The 16,718-nt window shown below is 71.1% G+C and carries 14 protein-coding genes; 7 read left to right on the top strand and 7 right to left on the bottom strand.

Going from position 1 to position 16,718, the window contains the following annotated elements:
• Window positions 1–78: 78 nt before the first annotated feature.
• From AMK21_RS17515 to AMK21_RS17495, 5 genes are all read right to left on the bottom strand, one after another.
• Entirely contained in the window at window positions 79–474 is a 396-nt protein-coding gene (locus AMK21_RS17515) for a hypothetical protein (RefSeq protein ID WP_073878884.1), read from the bottom strand.
• Window positions 475–567: 93 nt separating this feature from the next.
• Window positions 568–1,779: a pyridoxal phosphate-dependent aminotransferase gene (locus AMK21_RS17510; protein ID WP_073878882.1), complete on the bottom strand. Its 1,212-nt coding sequence runs from the start codon at window positions 1,777–1,779 to the stop codon at window positions 568–570.
• Between the two features lie 272 nt (window positions 1,780–2,051).
• Window positions 2,052–2,867 (bottom strand): arylamine N-acetyltransferase family protein, encoded by an 816-nt coding sequence (locus AMK21_RS17505; RefSeq protein WP_073878880.1) that lies wholly within the window; start codon window positions 2,865–2,867, stop codon window positions 2,052–2,054.
• 35 nt (window positions 2,868–2,902) lie between these two features.
• Complete coding sequence (locus tag AMK21_RS17500; RefSeq protein ID WP_073878878.1) at window positions 2,903–4,522, bottom strand: N-acyl-D-amino-acid deacylase family protein; 1,620 nt, start codon at window positions 4,520–4,522, stop codon at window positions 2,903–2,905.
• 34 nt (window positions 4,523–4,556) lie between these two features.
• A complete protein-coding gene (locus AMK21_RS17495) occupies window positions 4,557–5,900 on the bottom strand; it encodes an alanine racemase (protein ID WP_420712512.1) in 1,344 nt (447 codons plus the stop codon).
• Window positions 5,901–5,991: 91 nt separating this feature from the next.
• On the opposite strand from AMK21_RS17495, the gene AMK21_RS17490 reads away from it, so the two are divergent.
• Genes AMK21_RS17490 through AMK21_RS17480 form a run of 3 tightly spaced genes read left to right on the top strand, consistent with a single transcriptional unit; the run spans window position 5,992 to window position 8,345 of the window.
• The gene (locus tag AMK21_RS17490) at window positions 5,992–7,173 is read left to right on the top strand and encodes a sugar kinase (protein WP_073878874.1); all 1,182 of its coding nucleotides are present in this window, start codon (window positions 5,992–5,994) and stop codon (window positions 7,171–7,173) included.
• Entirely contained in the window at window positions 7,170–7,928 is a 759-nt protein-coding gene (locus tag AMK21_RS17485) for an IclR family transcriptional regulator (protein WP_073878872.1), read from the top strand. Before AMK21_RS17490 ends, AMK21_RS17485 begins: the two co-directional genes overlap by 4 nt.
• A 6-nt stretch (window positions 7,929–7,934) precedes the next feature.
• A complete protein-coding gene (locus AMK21_RS17480; protein WP_030561417.1) occupies window positions 7,935–8,345 on the top strand; it encodes a RidA family protein in 411 nt (136 codons plus the stop codon).
• Window positions 8,346–8,677: 332 nt separating this feature from the next.
• Here AMK21_RS17480 and AMK21_RS17475 read toward each other — a convergent pair whose 3' ends face one another.
• The gene (locus tag AMK21_RS17475) at window positions 8,678–9,781 is read right to left on the bottom strand and encodes a class I SAM-dependent methyltransferase (RefSeq protein WP_073878871.1); all 1,104 of its coding nucleotides are present in this window, start codon (window positions 9,779–9,781) and stop codon (window positions 8,678–8,680) included.
• Window positions 9,782–9,940: 159 nt separating this feature from the next.
• Here AMK21_RS17475 and AMK21_RS17470 point away from each other — a divergent pair, with 159 nt between their 5' ends.
• Window positions 9,941–11,242 (top strand): Nramp family divalent metal transporter, encoded by a 1,302-nt coding sequence (locus tag AMK21_RS17470; RefSeq protein WP_073878869.1) that lies wholly within the window; start codon window positions 9,941–9,943, stop codon window positions 11,240–11,242.
• Between the two features lie 72 nt (window positions 11,243–11,314).
• On the opposite strand, the gene AMK21_RS17465 is transcribed toward AMK21_RS17470, so the two are convergent.
• On the bottom strand, window positions 11,315–13,045 hold the full coding sequence (locus tag AMK21_RS17465) for a chitinase (protein ID WP_079181182.1): 1,731 nt from the start codon (window positions 13,043–13,045) through the stop codon (window positions 11,315–11,317).
• Window positions 13,046–13,718: 673 nt separating this feature from the next.
• Between AMK21_RS17465 and AMK21_RS17460 the strand changes: the two genes are divergently transcribed.
• From AMK21_RS17460 to AMK21_RS17450, 3 genes are all read left to right on the top strand, one after another.
• The gene (locus AMK21_RS17460) at window positions 13,719–14,585 is read left to right on the top strand and encodes a hypothetical protein (RefSeq protein ID WP_199863217.1); all 867 of its coding nucleotides are present in this window, start codon (window positions 13,719–13,721) and stop codon (window positions 14,583–14,585) included.
• A gap of 104 nt (window positions 14,586–14,689) precedes the next feature.
• Window positions 14,690–15,406 carry a Flp pilus assembly protein CpaB gene (cpaB, locus tag AMK21_RS17455; RefSeq protein WP_073878865.1) on the top strand — a complete coding sequence of 239 codons (717 nt, stop codon included), beginning with the start codon at window positions 14,690–14,692 and terminating at the stop codon, window positions 15,404–15,406.
• Between the two features lie 8 nt (window positions 15,407–15,414).
• A complete protein-coding gene (locus tag AMK21_RS17450) occupies window positions 15,415–16,716 on the top strand; it encodes an AAA family ATPase (protein WP_073878863.1) in 1,302 nt (433 codons plus the stop codon).
• Window positions 16,717–16,718: the final 2 nt, after the last annotated feature.

Below are 16,718 nucleotides of genomic sequence, written 5' to 3'. Positions count from 1 at the left end.
CAGGCGTGAGGAACGGCGTCCGAGGAGGAGGCCGTGGCGCCCGGTCCGCGCGCCGAGGCGGCACGCGGACCGGGGCCGTCAGTGGGCGCCGACCAGCTGCTCGGCGGCGGTGGAGGCGAGGGCCTCGGTGTGGGCGTCCATCCGCTGCGCGGAGAGGATGGCGGCGGTGGTGTCGGCGCGGGACGCGGCCACCACGAGCGCGCGGCCCGCCAGGGCGTGGGCGCGGCGGTGCAGGGACGCCGGGGCGGCGCCGGTCAGGGCGGCCTGCCGGGCGGGCGGGGCGCCGCGCAGCCGTGCCACCTGTTCGGCGATACGGTCGCCCGCCGGGGCGAGGCCGAGTTCGTCGGTGACCGCGAGGAGGGCGGCGAGGTGTCCCGCGAGCTGGATGTCCAGCTCCTCCTCGCGGCTCCGGTGCGGAAAGTCCGCGTCGTCGGCCGGGCTGTGGACCGATGGAGTGCGGATCGGCTCGTACATGGATGGCCTCCCGGTGATGCTGGGTATCCATCCTACATTGGATTGAGTCTAAGTTTACGCCCGATCCGGGCCCTGGTGCGGAGCGCGGTCGCCCTACGGCTGTCCGTAACCGTCCAGGAACGAGCCGATCCGAGTCATGGCGTCGGTCAGCTCCTCCGTCGCCGGCAGCGTCACGATGCGGACGTGGTCGGGCTCCGGCCAGTTGAACCCCGTCCCCTGCACGACCATGATCTTCTCGGCCCGCAGCAGGTCCAGGACCATCTGCCGGTCGTCCTTGATCTTGTAGACCTTGGGGTCGAGCCGCGGGAAGAGATACAGCGCCCCCTTCGGCTTCACGCAGGTCACCCCGGGGATCGAGGTCAGCAGGTCGTACGCCACGTCCCGCTGCTCCAGGATCCGGCCGCCCGGCAGCACCAGGTCCTCGATCGACTGCCGCCCGCCGAGCGCGGTGGCCACCGCGTGCTGGGAGGGCATGTTGGCGCAGAGCCGCATGTTGGCCAGGATCGTGAGCCCCTCGATGTACGAGGTGGCGTGCGCCTTCGGGCCGCAGACCGCCAGCCAGCCGGAGCGGAAGCCGGCCACCCGGTAGTTCTTGGAGAGCCCGTTGAAGGTCAGCACCATCAGATCGGGGGCCAGGGCCGCCGTCGGGGTGTGGGTCGCGCCGTCGTACAGGATCCGGTCGTAGATCTCGTCGGAGCAGACGATCAGGTTGTGGCGCCGGGCGATCTCGGTGAGACCGCGCAGCATCTCGTCGTCGTACACCGCGCCGGTGGGGTTGTTCGGGTTGATGATCACCAGGGCCTTGGTGCGGTCGGTGATCTTCCGCTCGATGTCCGCCAGGTCCGGCATCCAGTCGGCCTGCTCGTCGCACCGGTAGTGCACGGCCGTCCCGCCGGCCAGCGAGACCGACGCTGTCCACAGGGGGTAGTCCGGGGCCGGTACGAGCACCTCGTCACCGTCGTCGAGCAGCGCCTGCATCGACATCTGGATCAGCTCGGAGACCCCGTTGCCCAGGTAGACGTCCTCGACGTCGAGCTCGATCCCCTTGGTCTGGTAGTGCTGCACCACCGCTCGCCGCGCCGAGAGCAGGCCCTTCGCGTCCCCGTAGCCGTGCGCCCCGGCGAGGTTGCGCAGGATGTCCTCGAGGATCTCCGGCGGGCACTCGAACCCGAACGCGGCCGGGTTGCCCGTGTTGAGCTTGAGGATGCGCTGACCGGCCGCTTCGAGCCGCATCGCCTCCTCCAGCACGGGGCCCCGGATCTCGTAACAGACATTGGCGAGCTTGGTGGACTGGATGACCTGCATGCCCGCGAGCTTACGGCCGCGTTTCGCGCGGTGCGCGGAGATTGCGCCGTCCTCGCGACCCCCCCTCCCACCCGCCGCCGCGTCCCGGCTTCCATCGGCAAGGCCGCCCCGGCCCCGGACCGTGGGAAGGGCCGGTCCGGGCGGCGTCGCGGCTTGGAATGGGGCGTGAGCCGCCCGGCCGGGTGAGATGCGCCACGCGGCGGGCGGCCCGTGCGGCGGGGAGCCGGGTGACGGGGACTCCGGATGCGGGGGCGGTCCGGCACCCGGCGGGCTCAGGCAGGCAGCTGGGCGCCTTCTGGGACGCGGATGCCGAAGCTGTCCTCCAGCACCTGGTGGAGCTCGTCGGGGCCGGAGAGCAGCCGCTCCCTGATCGTGCCGTCCCCGGCCGTCTCGACCAGGTCGAGCCCGGCGAGCGACCGATGGGAGGAGTCGGGCAGGGCGCGCTGCGCGTACACCGCCTGCCGGAACGGTGAGTGCGGGCTGGTCGCGACGTACCAGTTGATCATCTCGAAGTCCGCGCCCTCGAACGGCTCCGCCGTGAAGGCGTACTGCGCCTCCCAGCTCCCGCCCTTCTCGGCCCGCAGCTCCCACATCTCCAGCGGCCCCTCGTGCGCCACCGTGGCGAGCCGGTGGCGGCGCGGAGCGTCGTACAGCTCCGCCCCCGCCACCAGCTCGATCGGCTCCAGCAGCGCGCCGATGCTGCCGAACCCGACATCGGCCACGTACGGGCTCGCCACGTCCGGCACGTCCACCCGCAGCAGTATGTGGCTGCGCGGCCGGATGTCGCCCGGCGCGGCGCCCAGCACCACCCGGGCGGCCAGCAGGGTCACGGTGAAGCCCAGCTGCCGCAGGACGGCGGCGAAGAGGGTGTTGTGCTCGTAGCAGTAGCCGCCGCGCCCACCGCGGACGAGCTTGGCCTCCAGATCGGCCACGTGCAGGGAGGGCGCCGAGCCGAGCACCGGATCCAGGTTCTCGAACGGGATGCCCAGGGCGTGCGCGCGGTGCAGGGACCGCAGCACCTCCACCCTGGGGCGGGGCTCCCCGGTCCAGCCGATCCTGGCGAAATAGGCGTCGAGGTCGAGTGTCATACCCCGACCGTACGCAGCCGGGGCCGCGCAGCGCCTCAGGCCGCCCCCGCGCCCCGGACCGCCCGGCCCGCAAGCACCGAGGTGCGCCTGCCGTCCTCGATGACGAACCGGCCGTCGATCAGGACGTGCGGGATGCCCACCGGCAGCGTGCGCGGCTCCTCGAACGTGGAGCCCGCCGCCACCGTCTCCGGGTCGAAGAGCACCAGGTCCGCGCGGTAGCCCTCGCGCACCAGGCCCCGGTCCGCCAGTCGCAGCCGGGCGGCCGGGCGCGAGGTCAGGTGGGCCACGCACTCCTCCAGCGAGAGGATGCCCAACTCCCGTGCGTAACGGCCCAGATACTGCGGGAACGTGCCGTACGCCCTCGGGTGCGGCTTGTCGCCCTGGAGGATGCCGTCGCTGCCGCCGGTGTGCACCGGGTGGCGCATGATCTGCTGGACGTTCTCCTCGTGGCCCACGTGCTGGAGGATCGTCGTCCCGAGCCGGTCCTCGGTGAGCAGCCGCCGCGCGGTCACCCAGGGCTCCTCGCCGCGCAGCCCCGCCGACTCCGCCACCGTACGGCCCACGTACTCGGCCAGGTGCGGTGCGCTGACGCCGGAGATCTCGATGGTGTCCCACTCGATCGGCACCCCGTGACAGCCGTCCGAGCCGAGCACCTCCAGGTGGTGCCGTATCGTCTCCGCGCTCTCCGGGTCCGCGAGCCGGGTGAGGGCCGACTCCGGGCCGCCCTCGCCCGCCCAACTCGGCAGCATGGCCACGAGCGTCGTGCAGCCCGGGGCGTACGGGTAGGTGTCGAGCGAGATGTCGGCCCCGGCGGCCAGCGCGCCGTCCAGCAGGGCGAGGAGGTCGGGTGCCTTGCCCTTGTTGACGCCGAAGTTCATGGTGGCGTGGGCGAGATGGAGGGCGCAGCCGGCGTTGCGGGTCAGCCGCACCATCTCCCCGTACGCCACCAGTGCGCCGGCCCCGTAACTGCGGTGGTGGGGGCAGTAGTAGCCATCGTGGCGGGCCACCACCCGGCAGAGTGCGGTGAGTTCGGCGTCGTCCGCGTACATCCCGGGGGTGTAGGTGAGCCCGGACGACATGCCCACCGCGCCCTCACGCATCCCCTGGTCCACCAGCTCCTTCATCCGGGCCAGCTCGGCGTCGGTGGCCGGGCGGTCGTCCCAGCCGACGGCGTACATCCGTACCGTGCCCTGCGGGATCAGGTAGGCGGCGTTGACGGCGATGCCCTGGCCGCCGAAGTTGCGGTCGAGGCGGTCCAGGTAGCCGCCGACGGTGCGCCAGTCGAAGTCGATGTCGGAGCCGTCGCCGTTCCAGCCGGTGATGGAGCGGCGGACCTCGGCGAGCGTACGGTCGTCGACCGGGGCGTACGACAGGCCGTCCTGGCCGAGCACTTCGAGCGTGACGCCCTGCGCCGCCTTCGCTCCGTGGTCCGGGTCGCGCAGCAGCGCCAGATCGCTGTGGGCGTGCATGTCGATGAAGCCGGGGGCCAGCGCGAGGCCGTCGGCGTCGACCGTACGGATGGCGGTGGGGCGGGGGCCGGGGGAGCCCTCGCGGTGGATCTCGGCGATCCGGCCGCCGCAGACCGCCACATCGGCGCGGTAGGAGGGCTCGCCGGTGCCGTCGACGACGAGCGCGTCGCGCAGGACCAGGTCCATGGGTGACCTTTCGGGGGCGGGAGGGGGCGGCTGCTCAGAAGAACGTGCGGATGTAGTCGCTGACCGTGCCGTCCGCCTCCACCAGCGGGATCAGCTGCCACTTGTCGAAGCTGGTGCAGGGGTGCGAGAGGCCCATGCCGACCCAGTCGCCGACCTCCAGCTCGGCGCCTTCCTCCGTCCGTACCCAGGTGTGCTGGTCGGAGAGGCCGGTGACCGTGATGCCGGTGGCGGGGCGGACCGAGCCGTCGCGGGCGGAGCGGACCACCTGCGCCTCGGGGAGATCGAGGTCGTACGCCGCGTCCCGCTTGCCCGCGTTCAGGAACGCCTGCTCGCCGGTCGGGCGGGAGACGACCTGCGCCCAGAGGCGGAAGGCGGGCTCCAGGGCACCCTCCCCGGGGACGCGGTTGAACGGGGTGAGGTGCTTGTAGTGGCCGTCGTCGTGCGAGACGTAAGCGCCGGAACGGAGCAACTTGAGCACGGGGGAGCTGAGTTCGGGGATCCCGGCGAATACGTCCGCCACCGCGTCGAACCAGGCGCTGCCGCCCGCGCTGATGACGATCTCCTCGGCGCCGGTGAACCGCTTCTCGGCATCGAAGGTGGCCGCCAGCGCGACGAGGCGCCGCAGCCATGCCCGCACGCGCTCCGGGTCCGCGTCCGGCACCTCGCCCTCGTACCCGGCCACGCCCACCAGGCGCAGCGACCCGGCCGCCGCCACCGCGTCGGCCACCGCCGCGCAGTCGGCCTCGGTCCGGGCGCCGGTGCGCGCGCCCTCGCCCGCGCCGAGCTCCACGACCACGTCGAGGGGGCGGGTGGCGCCCGACGCGCTCAGGGCCTCCTCCATCAGCTCGATCCCGCGCACGGAGTCGACGTAACAGATGAAGCGGAACTCCGGGTCGGCCGTCATCTCGCCGGCCAGCCAGCGCAGCGCGACCGGGTCGACCAGCTCGTTGGCGAGGAAGATGCGCCCGATCCCGTACGCGCGGTAGACGCGTGCCTGGTGCGGCACGGCGGCCGTGATGCCCCAGGCCCCGCGCTTCAGCTGGTCCGCGAAGAGCTGCGGGGCCATGGAGGTCTTGCCGTGCGGGGCGAACGCGAGGCCGTGGCGTTCCGCGTACGTCTCCAGCAGGGCGAGGTTGTGCTCGACCGACTCGGCGGAGAGGGCGAGGACGGGGGTGGTGAACCCGCCGGTGAAGAGGTTGCGGCGCTCGGCGGCCAGGGCTCCGACGGTCAGGCCCCCGGCGTCGGGCGGGAGCGCCTTGAAGCGGTGGTCGACGCGTTCTTCGGCGAGGCCGGCCGTGAGGGAGGCGGTGGGGGTGGTGGGGCGTTCGGCTGCCAAGGGGAGCTCCTCGAAGTCTGTTGCAACATGTGCAACACCCATTGCGTATATCGCTCAATGCTGTCTAACATCCGAGCCGATGCCCGGTCAATGGTGACCACCGGCCCGCACGCCGACCAGCGAGGAGCCTTCAGTGTCCGGACCCGCAGCAGGTACGGCCCGCGCCGCCGACGCGACCACCGATGTCGTCTGTCTCGGTGAGTCCATGGTGACGTTCCTGCCCTCGCAGCCCGGCCGCCTCGCCGACGTTCCGTCCTTCGGGCGGGGGATCGGGGGCGCCGAGTCCAACGTGGCCTGCGCGCTCGCCGCCGCCGGGCACCGGGCGGCCTGGGTGGGGCGGGTCGGAGCGGACGGCTTCGGTGACCACCTGGTCGAGACGATCGGGGGGTACGGCGTCGATACGTCGGCCGTGCGGCGGGATCCTGACCGGCCCACGGGCATCTACTTCCGTACGGCGACGGATCGCGGGGCGGGGGCGCACGAGGTCGCCTACTACCGGGCCGGGTCGGCGGCTTCTGCGATGTCGCCGGCGAATGTGCCGTACGAGGAGGTCTTCGCCGGGCGCGTCCTCCACCTCTCCGGGATCACGGCGGCGTTGTCGGCGGACTGTCTGGAGCTGCTGCGGGAGCTGACGGCTCCGCGCCCGGGCCGTCCGCTGGTGTCGTTCGACGTGAACCATCGGCCGCATCTGTGGCGGGGCGGCGGCGCTTCCGTGCTGCTGGAGCTGGCTCGCCGCTGTGACCTGGTGTTCGTCGGGGAGGACGAGGCGGAGGAGGCGTGGGGGATCGTGGGCGCGGAGGCGATCCGGGCGGCGCTGCCGGAGCCGTCGGTGGTGGTCGTGAAGCGGGGGAGCGCGGGCGCGACGGCGTTCTCGCGGCTCGGCCCCGGGCCCCGCTCCTCAAACGCCGGAGGGGCTGGGAACGGCCCGGCCTCGCCCTCCACGGAGGGCGGAGGGACTGTGGGTGCGCCGGCCTCGCGTTCGGCGGACGGCGGAGGGGCTGAAGGCGCCCTCGACACCGTCACGCCCGTCCCCGCCCTCCACGTCGACGTCGTCGCCGCCGTCGGGGCCGGGGACGCGTTCGCCGCCGGGTTCCTCTCCGCCACCCTGCGCGGCCTCCCCGTAAGGGACCGGGTCCGGCACGGTCATCTCATGGCCGCCGCCGTCCTCACCGTCCCCGGCGACCTCACCGAACCGCCCACCCGCGACCACGCCGACCGCCTCGTCGCCCTCGACGACGAGGCCTGGGAGAGACTTCGTCTCGGCCCCGGCTGGACCGCAGCCGACCGGGCCCCCGAGGAGGTACGTACGTCATGAGTCAGACCGTCGACCGGGCACTCAGCATCCTGCCGCTGCTCGCCCAGGGACCCGCCGACCTCGGCCAGGTCGCCGAGCGGCTAGGCGTCCACAAGTCCACGGCGCTGCGCCTGCTGCGTACGCTCCACGAGCACGGGCTCGTCTACCGCCAGCAGGACCAGCGCTACCGCCTCGGCGCCCGCCTCTTCGCGCTCGCCCAGGAGGCCGTCGAGAACCTCGACGTACGCGAGATCGCCCACCCCCACCTGGTCGAACTCAACGACCGGTGCGGGCACACCGTGCACCTCGCGGTGTACGAGGAGCAGGAAGTCCTCTACATCGACAAGGTCGAGAGCCGCTACCCGGTCCGGATGTACTCGCGGATCGGCAAGCCCGTCGCGATCACCGTCGCGGCCGTGGCCAAGCTGCTGCTCGCCGACCTCACCGAACCCGAGCGGCGCGCGATCGCCGAGAAGCTCGACTACCCCATGTACACGTCCCGTTCGACGCCCAACGCGGCCGCCTTCCTCAAGGAGCTGGCCGTCGTGCGCGAACAGGGCTGGGCCACCGACCTCGGTGGCCACGAGGAGTCCATCAACTGCGTCGGCGCCCCCATCCGTGGCGCGGACGGGCGGGTCGTCGCGGCCATGTCGGTGTCCGCACCGAACGTGGTCGTCACGGCCGAGGAACTCCTCACCCTGCTCCCGCTGGTCCGGCGCACCGCCGAGACCATCAGCCGGGAGTACTCCGGCACCAACCGACCCAAGAAAGTCTGATCAGCCATGACCGAGAAGACCGCCCTCACCCCCTCCACCCACACCACGCCGCCGGCGAAGTTCTCGCACGGCGTGCGGAAGGGGAACATCCTCCAGGTCGCCGGCCAGGTCGGCTTCCTGCCCGCCGTGGAGGGCCAGGCCCCGACCCCTGCCGGCCCCACCCTGCGCGAGCAGACCCTCCAGACCTTCGCCAACGTCAAGGCGATCCTGGAGGAGGGCGGCGCGAGCTGGGACGACGTGATGATGATGCGCGTCTACCTGACGGACGTGGACCACTTCGCGGAGATGAACGAGATCTACAACGCGTACTTCGCCGAGCAGAACCTCAAGGAGGCCCCCTCGGCCCGTACGACGGTCTACGTCGGCCTGCCCAAGGGGCTGCTGATCGAGATCGACGCGCTCGCGGTACTCAGCTGACGTTCCGGATCCACCGAAGGTCCAGACCCACTGACCGCCTGAACGCCTTGCCTCACCCGCACCACCGCTCCACCACGCCGTACGGCACGGCGCCCCGTCCCCCGGCGGCGCCGTGCCGCGCTCCCCCTGCCCTCCTCACCCCGCTCATCCTGATCCTCGCCGCGACGTTCTCCTCCATCGCGCTGGACCCTTCCACAAGCTCTCCGACAGGCTCCGAGCAGTGGATGCCCTAGTACGGGAGGAAGAGGGCGATCGTCAGGGCGACGAACGGGTTGCCGAAGAACTCGATCACCGACCGCAGCGATGGGGCCCGGTGTGCCCCGGTCCTTCGCTCAACTCCCCTTGCGCGCGACGTAGTAGACGTTCAGGATGTCGCCCTCCACCTCGCGCACCGCGACCTCCCCGAAGCCCGCCTCCTTCAGCATCCGCAGCGCGGTCTGCCGGCCCCACACGGTCCCCAGGCCCGCGCCGCCCTCGCCGAGCGAGACCGTCATGCAGTAGAAGACCGAGAAGGCGTAGAGCGTGGGGCCCAGCGGGAGGTCCAGGTTCTCCTCCAGCCTGCTGGAGGCGGCGATGTCCCCCATCAGGAACACCCCGTCGTCCCGCAGCGCACCGGCGACGGCCGCCAGGGTCTCCGCCGGGCGGGCCAGGTCGTGGATCACGTCGAAGGCGGTGATCAGGTCGTACGGCCCGGTCACCGCGGCCGCGTCCGCCAGGTCGAAGCGGGCGTTCGCGAGGCCCAGCCGCTCCGCCTCGGCCCGGGCCGCCGCGATGCCGCCCTCCGACATGTCCACCCCGCGGAACCTGCTGGCCGGGAACGCCCGCGCCAGCAGGTTGACCGCGTGCCCCTGGCCCGTACCGACATCGAGCACGTCCAGCCCGGCGCCCGAGCCCAGCCGCTCCGGCAGGCCGGGCACCAGCGGAATGATCGCGTCGACCAGCGCCGCGTCGTACACCCGCGCCGTCTCCTCGGCCTGAAGGTCCTGGAACTTCGGATACGAGGAGTACGGCACCCCGCCCCCCTCCCGGAACGCCGTGACCACCTCGTCCTCGACCAGCCCGATCAGGGCCAGGTCCTGGAGGAAGGAGGCCAGGTTGTCGGGCCCGGCGGCGCGGCACAGGGAGGCGGCGTGCTCGGGCGGCAGCCGGTACGTACCGTCCGCCGGGTCGTACGCGACGATCCCGCCCACGGTCACCCCGCCCAGCCACTCGCGCACATAGCGCTCGTCCAGCCCGGCTGCCCCGGCGATCTGCTCACTGGTCGACGCCGGCAGCTCCGCCATCACGTCGAACAGCCGCGTCCGGTGTCCGAGACTGCACAGATACCCCAGGCAGGAATCGTTGAGCACCTGCAGCATCCGTCCGGCGAACTGTTCCTGCCGGACCGGATCCATCGCCTGCTGAGCAGGGGGGCTCGTGGGACTTGTGTGGGTCATGTGAGACATGGCGCCTCCTTCGGAAGGCCACAGCGCGCCGCCGGAACCGCGCCCTTCCCCCGTATCCGCCGCCGACTGCCGACCGATGGGTCCCCACCCGATTTTACTGCCGTGCACGCCCTCTTGTGCTGACCCGCCGATTGCGCTTCCTTGATCGGCATGGCGGAGACAAGCGCAACCACAGAGACAGGGGAGCCGGCCTCCCGACCACGTAGATCCAGCTGGAAGTACATCGGCCCCGGCATCGTCGTCGCGGCGACCGGGGTCGGGGCCGGCGACCTGGTCGCGACGCTGGTCGCGGGCAGCAAGTTCGGGTACACCCTGATGTGGGCGGCGGTGATCGGCTGCGTGGTCAAGATCTCGCTCGCCGAGGCGGCCGGCCGCTGGCACCTGGCGACCGGGCGCACGCTCTTCGACGGCTGGCGCAGCATCGGTCCCTGGACCACGGTGTACTTCGCGATCTACGTCGTCGTCTGGGGCTTCATCTACGGCGCCACGGCCATGTCCTCCAGCGCCCTGCCCATCGTGGCGCTGTTCCCGGACGGCCCCGGGCTGAAGTTCTGGGCGATCGTCACCGGGCTGATCGGACTGGCCTTCGTTTGGTTCAACCGGTACGCCGTCTTCGAGAAGGTCATGACGGTCCTGATCGGCATCATGTTCGTGGTGGTCGTGTACGTGGCCGTCCGGGTCGTGCCGGACGTGGGGGCCTCGTTCGCCGGGCTCGCCCCCGCACTGCCGGACGGTTCGCTGCTCTACACCCTCGGGCTGATCGGCGGGGTCGGCGGCACGATCACCATGGCGGCGTACGGGTACTGGGTCAACGCCAAGGGGTGGAGCAACTCCTCCTGGATGAAGGTGATGCGGCTCGACAACCGGGTCGCCTACATCACCACCGGGATCTTCGTCGTGGCGATGCTCATCGTCGGCGCCGAGCTGCTGCACGCCTCGCAGATCGCCCTCACCTCCGGCGACCGCGGGCTGATCGACCTGGGCAAGGTGCTGGAGGACCGGTTCGGGGCGGGCACCGCGAAGCTCTTCCTGGTCGGCTTCTTCGCCGCGTCGTTCTCGTCGCTGATCGGCGTCTGGCACGGGGTGAGCCTGATGTTCGCCGACTTCGTGACGCGGTTCCGGGCCCCGGCGGGCCCTGAGGCGGAACACGCCGGTCCCGCCGTCGTCGACCGGCAGCAGCGGTCGCTGCCGTTCCGCGCCTATCTGCTCTGGCTGACCTTCCCGCCGATGACCCTGCTCTGGCTGGACGAGCCGTTCGGCCTGGTCATCGCGTACGGCGTGCTCGGCGCGTTCTTCATGCCCTTCCTCGCCCTGACCCTGCTGTGGCTGCTCAACTCCTCCCGTACGCCCAGAATGTGGCGCAACGGCCTGCTCAGCAACGGGATGCTGGCCCTGGCGGGGCTGCTGTTCATCGTGCTGTGTGTGCAGCAGGTGCGCGAACTCCCCTGGTGACCAGGCACCTCGAAACGCCGCAGCGCCGCCGGGGGAGCGGCGGCGCTGCGGGTTCGGGGTGGTGCGGTGGCGTTACGGCAGGCTGCGGACGTGCGGGCCGACCGCCTTCGACCAGGCGTTGCCGGCCGTCGCGTCCCAGTTGGTCGACCAGGTCATCGCGCCGCGCAGCGACGGGTAGGTCTTCGAGGGCTTGAACGAACCGCAGTTGGTGCCCTTGGCCAGGCAGTCCAGCGCGGCGTTCACGATCGACGGGGCGACGTAACCGCTGCCCGCGCCCCGGGTGGAGGCGGGGACACCGATGCCGACCTGGGACGGGTCGAGGCCGCCCTCCAACTGGATGCAGGCGAGCGCGGTGAGGAAGTCCACCGAGCCCTGCGAGTAGACCTTGCCGTCGCAGCCGAGCATCGAACCGCTGTTGTAGTACTGCATGTTGACGACGGTCAGGATGTCCTTGATGTTGAGCGCCGTCTTGAAGTACTCACCCGCCGTCGACTGCATGTCGATGGTCTGCGGGGCCATCGTGATGACGAGCCCGCTGCCCGCCTTCGCCGACAGCTGGCGCAGCGCCTTCGTCATGTAGGTGGCGTTGAGGCCGTTCTCCAGGTCGATGTCGACCCCGTTGAAGCCGTAGTCCTGCATCAGCGCGTACACCGAGTTGGCGAACGCGGTGGCGGAGGCGTCGTTGTCGACCCGCACGGTGCCGAGCTCGCCGCCGATCGAGATGATGATGTTCTTGCCCTGCGCCTGCTTGGTCCTGATGTCCGCGCGGAACTGGGCGTCGGTGTAGCCGTTCAGCCCGGCGGTGTCCAGCTTGAAGGTGACCGCGCCCGGCGTCGGCGTGGCGTCCGCGAAGGAGACCGCGATGATGTCGTAGTCGGCCGGGACGTCGGTGAGCTTCTGGACGGCCGCGCCGTTGTTGAAGTTCTGCCAGTAGCCGGTCACCGCGTGCTTGGGCACGGCGGGGCCGGGGCCGCCCGTGCCGGGCTTGGCCGTACGGGCGCTGACGGCGGCGGACCTGACCGACTCACCGGCCGCGTTGGTGGCGCTCACCGAGAACTGGTACGCCGTGTCGGCGGCCAGCCCCGTGACGGTCGCCGAGGTCCCGGTGGAGGTGGTGGCCTGCACACCGTCCCGGTAGACCTTGTAGCCCGTGGCGCCGGAGACCGCGTTCCAGGACAGGGCGACGGAGGACGTCGTCGTGGCGCCCGTGACGAGACCGGCGGGGGCCGCCGGGATGACCGGGCCGGGGCCGTCACCGCCGCCACCGCCGTCGGGGCCGGTCACCTCGACGTCGTCGGCGAAGTAGGCGGACTGCCCGTACCAGCCGTGGGTGTAGACGGTCACCGACGTGGTGTTGGCGCCGGTCCTGAAGCTCGTGGACAGCTTGGTCCAGGCGGTGGAGCCGGGCGTCCAGGTGGAGACGTCGGTCGTTCCGCTGCCGGTCACCCCGAGGTAGGCGTAACCCCCCTGCACCCAGGAGCTCAGCGCGTACGTCGAGTTGGGCTTCACGGCCACGGTCTGCGTGCACTTGGCGTTGTCCTGGCCGACCGGGGTGGCCTTCAGCGCGGACGTGCCGCTGCGCACGGGGGTGGAGACGGTGGCGCCGCTGCCGGCGGAACAGGACCAGTTGGCGAGCCCCGACTCGAAGCCCGCGTTCTTGGCGTTGTTGACGTCGGCGGCCTGGGCGGTGGAGACGAGTCCGGTGACGGTCAGGGCGCCCGCCGCGATGACTGCCATGGCGCCGCCGAGGAACGGACGGGAGTGGTGCCTTCTGCGTCTTCTGCTGCCTGCGGAGCGTTGCACGGGGGCCTCCGTGGGGAGTTGGTGGTGCGTGGCGGGGGTGGTGCGGCGGTGCGGGCGTGCCGGACGGGCGGCGCACGGCGGCGGGGATGGGGAAGGCCGTGCGGGGTGGAGCGGAAGCGGTCGTCACCGCTGGCGGATAAACTGGTCCAGACCAATCAAGTTGTCAAGACCTCTGGCAGTGAAAGGGCCTTCCGGAAGGGCGGGCGGTTGCTCGCGCGGAGGCTCCCGGATCGCCCGCGAGGTGCTCGGCAGAGCGCTCCGGGCCGAATTTTCTTTGCCGGAAGGCACCCCCGTGCCCCTAACGCGCTACCCGCACGGGTGATCTTGCCGAAGGTCTTCGTACCGTGACGAAACAGCCCGCCGAAATGATCCGGAACGCGCCCCTATCGGCCCTGACGTGCGGGAATGGAAGCGCGCCCGGATTCCGGATGGCCGGTTCGGTGACGCTCCGCAGTGGTAAAGAAGTTGACCGGAATCGATTTCGTCCTGTTTAGCACCCGACCCCCGTACGAACGGTGTTCGCATGATGACGCACTGGTCTCCGATAACTGTTCTCTGCCTGGTGAGACGTGGCTAAAGTGCTGAGGCAGGAGCACGGAGCAGGAGCGATTGCGGCCGACGTCTCGACGGCGGCCGGAGCCGAACGGGGAAGAGCGTGCCGACCGCGATAGCAGTGACGAGTGCAGATCTGGTGCTGCCGCCCACCGATCAGCAGACACCGACCGCGGCCCTGCTCCAGGCCCCCGAAGCCCAGGTCCTGGAGCTGGCGATCGGCGACATGCATCTGCTGCTCGAACAGCACGGATACGTGATCGCCCTCTACCCCTCCGGCATCCGGCCCGAGCACGAACGCCGGCTCCACTCCATCCGCTCGGTCCTGGAGAGCGACCGGATCGCCCTGGTCAAGGTCGACCTGCCGCCCCTCGGCGTGGCCGTACTCGTCCGCCAGCTGCGGCAGTTGTCCATCTGCGACTTCAGCCCCGGGGTCGTCGCCTCCGCCGCCCGGCTGCTGTCGCACTACATCTACGCGGGCGCCCTGCTCAACTCGGTCGCCAAGCTCGACCGGGTCCCGGTCAGCCTCAAGAGCCATGCCAGGTCCTGGGTCCCCGGCTCCCAGTTCGCCGTACTCGCCGGCCCCGAACCGCAGCTCATCAAGGTGGGCCCGGCCGCCGAACCCCTGGCCGGACCGGAGTTCCGTACGCATCTTCTCGTCGCCCAGGGGCAGTTGCAGTCGGACTGGGTACAGGAGACCCTCGCGCCCGCCTGGAAGGTCCAGGCCGTACACGAGACGCGTGTTCCCGCCGACTCCCCGCGTTGGTGGGGCACGGGAAAGCTGGTGGAGTTCGCCGCCCATCTCCCGGACCTCTCCGTGCTGTACCAGCTGGTCTCCTCCGTCCGCCGGGAGAAGTGCCACTGGTGCGAGATGGAACTCATCGGTGACCGCTGCGCCTTCTGTTCCGCACCGCTCGCCGCCCCCGAGAACCGCAGGCCCTCCAGCGGTGTCCTTCAGCTGGAAGCCGGCGAACGTTCCGGTCCCTAGGCCCGCCCGGCCCAGGCGTCCGGCCCCCGGCCCGTACCGCCTCATCGCGCATCCCTCTCTGTCCGCTGCCCCACGCATCCGATTCGAACGAGGTTGTCCGGCCCATGAACTCCCGCCAGCGCCGCGGCGTGATACTCCTGCTCCTGTCGGTCCTGTGTGCCTTCGGTGCCTTCGCCGGCGTGCTCTCGGTGATCAGTGATGTGAACTCCAAGGTCGGCCCCGAAGTGACCGCCTACCAGCTGAAATCCGACGTGGCCCCGTACACGGCACTGAACAGCGGTCAGTTCGAGAAGATCGCGATGCCCAAGCGCTGGCTCTCGGAGAACGCCGTGACCGACCTGCGGGAGGTCGAGGGCAAGATCGCCGTCACCCAGCTCCGCGGCGGCTCGCTGCTCCAGTCGGACATGATGGTGCGCAAACCCGAACTCCGCGCCGGTGAGCAGGAGATCGCCATCATGATCGACGCCGCCACCGGCGTCGCGGGCAAGATCACACCGGGCGCCACGGTCAACATCTACGCCACCTTCGCCGGCGAGCAGCAGCAGGAGAACGGCGACCCCGCCCAGTCCAAGGTCATCGTCTCCAACGCCAAGGTGCTGGAGGTCGGCAAGCTCACCGCACTGAACCCGAGCGGCGACGACCGGCGCACCCAGATGACCGAGGCCGTGCCGATCACCTTCGCCCTGAACACGCTGGACACCCAGCGCATCGCCTACGCCGAGTCCTTCGCGGAGCACGTACGTCTCGCACTCCTCGCCCCCGGCAGCGACGGCACCATCCGCCCGGGTGACCGCACCTACACCCTCGACAAGGACAAGTGAGGGACCGGATGACCATCAGAATCGTCCCGGCCGTGGGCGACCCCGACGCGGCACGCTCCCTCACCACCCTGCTCAGCCAGCTGCCCGACGCAGAACCGGCGGGCCCGGTCACCGACTCGACCCAGCTGATCGACACCCTGGCCCGCCTCGCGGGCGAGGCCCTGGACGAGCTGCCCGAAGTGGTGCTGGTGCACGAGCGGATCGGCCCGGTCCCGGCCCTGGAGCTGATCCGGGAGGTGTCCCTGCGGTTCCCCTCCGTCGGGGTCGTCATGATCACCACGGACGCCGGTCCCCACCTCTTCGCCGACGCGATGGACTCCGGAGCCCGCGGCCTGGTCACCCTGCCGGTGGGGTACGAGGAGCTCGCCAACCGGGTCCAGGCCGCGGCCCAGTGGTCCACCGGCGTACGCCGCCACCTCTCCTCCGCCGGCGACGTCTTCGCCGGACCCGGCGGCACGGTCGTCACGGTCACCGGCGCCAAGGGCGGCGTCGGCGCCACCGTCACCGCCATCCAGCTCGCCCTGGCCGCCCAGGCGTCCGGCCATACCGTCGCCCTGGTCGACATGGACCTCCAGACCGGCGACATCGCCTCCTTCCTCGACGTGCAGTTCCGGCGCTCGCTCGTCGACCTCGCCCTGATCAACGACATCTCGCCCCGGGTCCTCGCCGACGCCGTCTTCTCCCACTCCACCGGCCTCGCGCTGCTGCTCGCCCCCGGCGAGGGCGAACGCGGCGAGGAGGTCAGCGACCGTTCGGCCCGCCAGATCGTCAGCGCCCTGCGCTCCCGGTACGAGATCGTCGTCATCGACTGCGGCGGCCAGATGAACGGGGCCAACGCGGCGGCCATCGAGATGGCGGACACGGCCCTGCTGGTGACGACCCCGGACGTGGTCGCGGTGCGCGGCGCGAAGCGCGTCGTACGGATGTGGGAACGGCTCCAGATCCGCAAGGCCGAGGAGACCGTCACCCTCGTCAACCGCTTCACCCGCAACACCGAGATCCAGCCACCCCTGATCCAGAAGATCACCGGCACCCGGGTCGCCGCAGCGGCGGTCCCCGCCAACTTCAAGGAGCTCCAGGCCGCCGTCGACTCCGGCCGCCTGCACGAACTGGACGCCAAGAGCACCGTCAAGCAGGCCCTGTGGGGGCTGGCCGGAGAGCTGGGCATGGTCAAGCCGAGCGTGACCGCCAAGAAGTCCGGCGGCGTTCTGGCCAAGAGGAACAGCGGCACCTTCAAGAACGACCGGGGCTCGGTCGGACACCCGCGCCGCCGGCGCGGCGGGTCCGCAGACGCTGAGGGGACACGTTGAGC

It is taken from the genome of Streptomyces sp. CB00316 (genome assembly GCF_001905595.1).
In the GTDB taxonomy this organism is placed as follows: domain Bacteria; phylum Actinomycetota; class Actinomycetes; order Streptomycetales; family Streptomycetaceae; genus Streptomyces.
The sequence above is the reverse complement of the archived record's forward strand: the minus strand, read 5'-3'. Positions and strand labels throughout refer to the sequence as shown.

Excerpts from the sequence above, each read along its gene's own strand:
- AMK21_RS17515 (WP_073878884.1), bottom strand. The coding sequence starts at position 474 with ATGTACGAGCCGATCCGCACTCCATCGGTCCACAGCCCGGCCGACGAC.
- AMK21_RS17510 (WP_073878882.1), bottom strand. The coding sequence starts at position 1,779 with ATGCAGGTCATCCAGTCCACCAAGCTCGCCAATGTCTGTTACGAGATC.
- AMK21_RS17505 (WP_073878880.1), bottom strand. The coding sequence starts at position 2,867 with ATGACACTCGACCTCGACGCCTATTTCGCCAGGATCGGCTGGACCGGG.
- AMK21_RS17500 (WP_073878878.1), bottom strand. The coding sequence starts at position 4,522 with ATGGACCTGGTCCTGCGCGACGCGCTCGTCGTCGACGGCACCGGCGAG.
- AMK21_RS17495 (WP_420712512.1), bottom strand. The coding sequence starts at position 5,900 with ATGGGTGTTGCACATGTTGCAACAGACTTCGAGGAGCTCCCCTTGGCA.
- AMK21_RS17485 (WP_073878872.1), top strand. The coding sequence starts at position 7,170 with ATGAGTCAGACCGTCGACCGGGCACTCAGCATCCTGCCGCTGCTCGCC.
- AMK21_RS17480 (WP_030561417.1), top strand. The coding sequence starts at position 7,935 with ATGACCGAGAAGACCGCCCTCACCCCCTCCACCCACACCACGCCGCCG.
- AMK21_RS17475 (WP_073878871.1), bottom strand. The coding sequence starts at position 9,781 with ATGACCCACACAAGTCCCACGAGCCCCCCTGCTCAGCAGGCGATGGAT.
- AMK21_RS17470 (WP_073878869.1), top strand. The coding sequence starts at position 9,941 with ATGGCGGAGACAAGCGCAACCACAGAGACAGGGGAGCCGGCCTCCCGA.
- cpaB (WP_073878865.1), top strand. The coding sequence starts at position 14,690 with ATGAACTCCCGCCAGCGCCGCGGCGTGATACTCCTGCTCCTGTCGGTC.
- AMK21_RS17450 (WP_073878863.1), top strand. The coding sequence starts at position 15,415 with ATGACCATCAGAATCGTCCCGGCCGTGGGCGACCCCGACGCGGCACGC.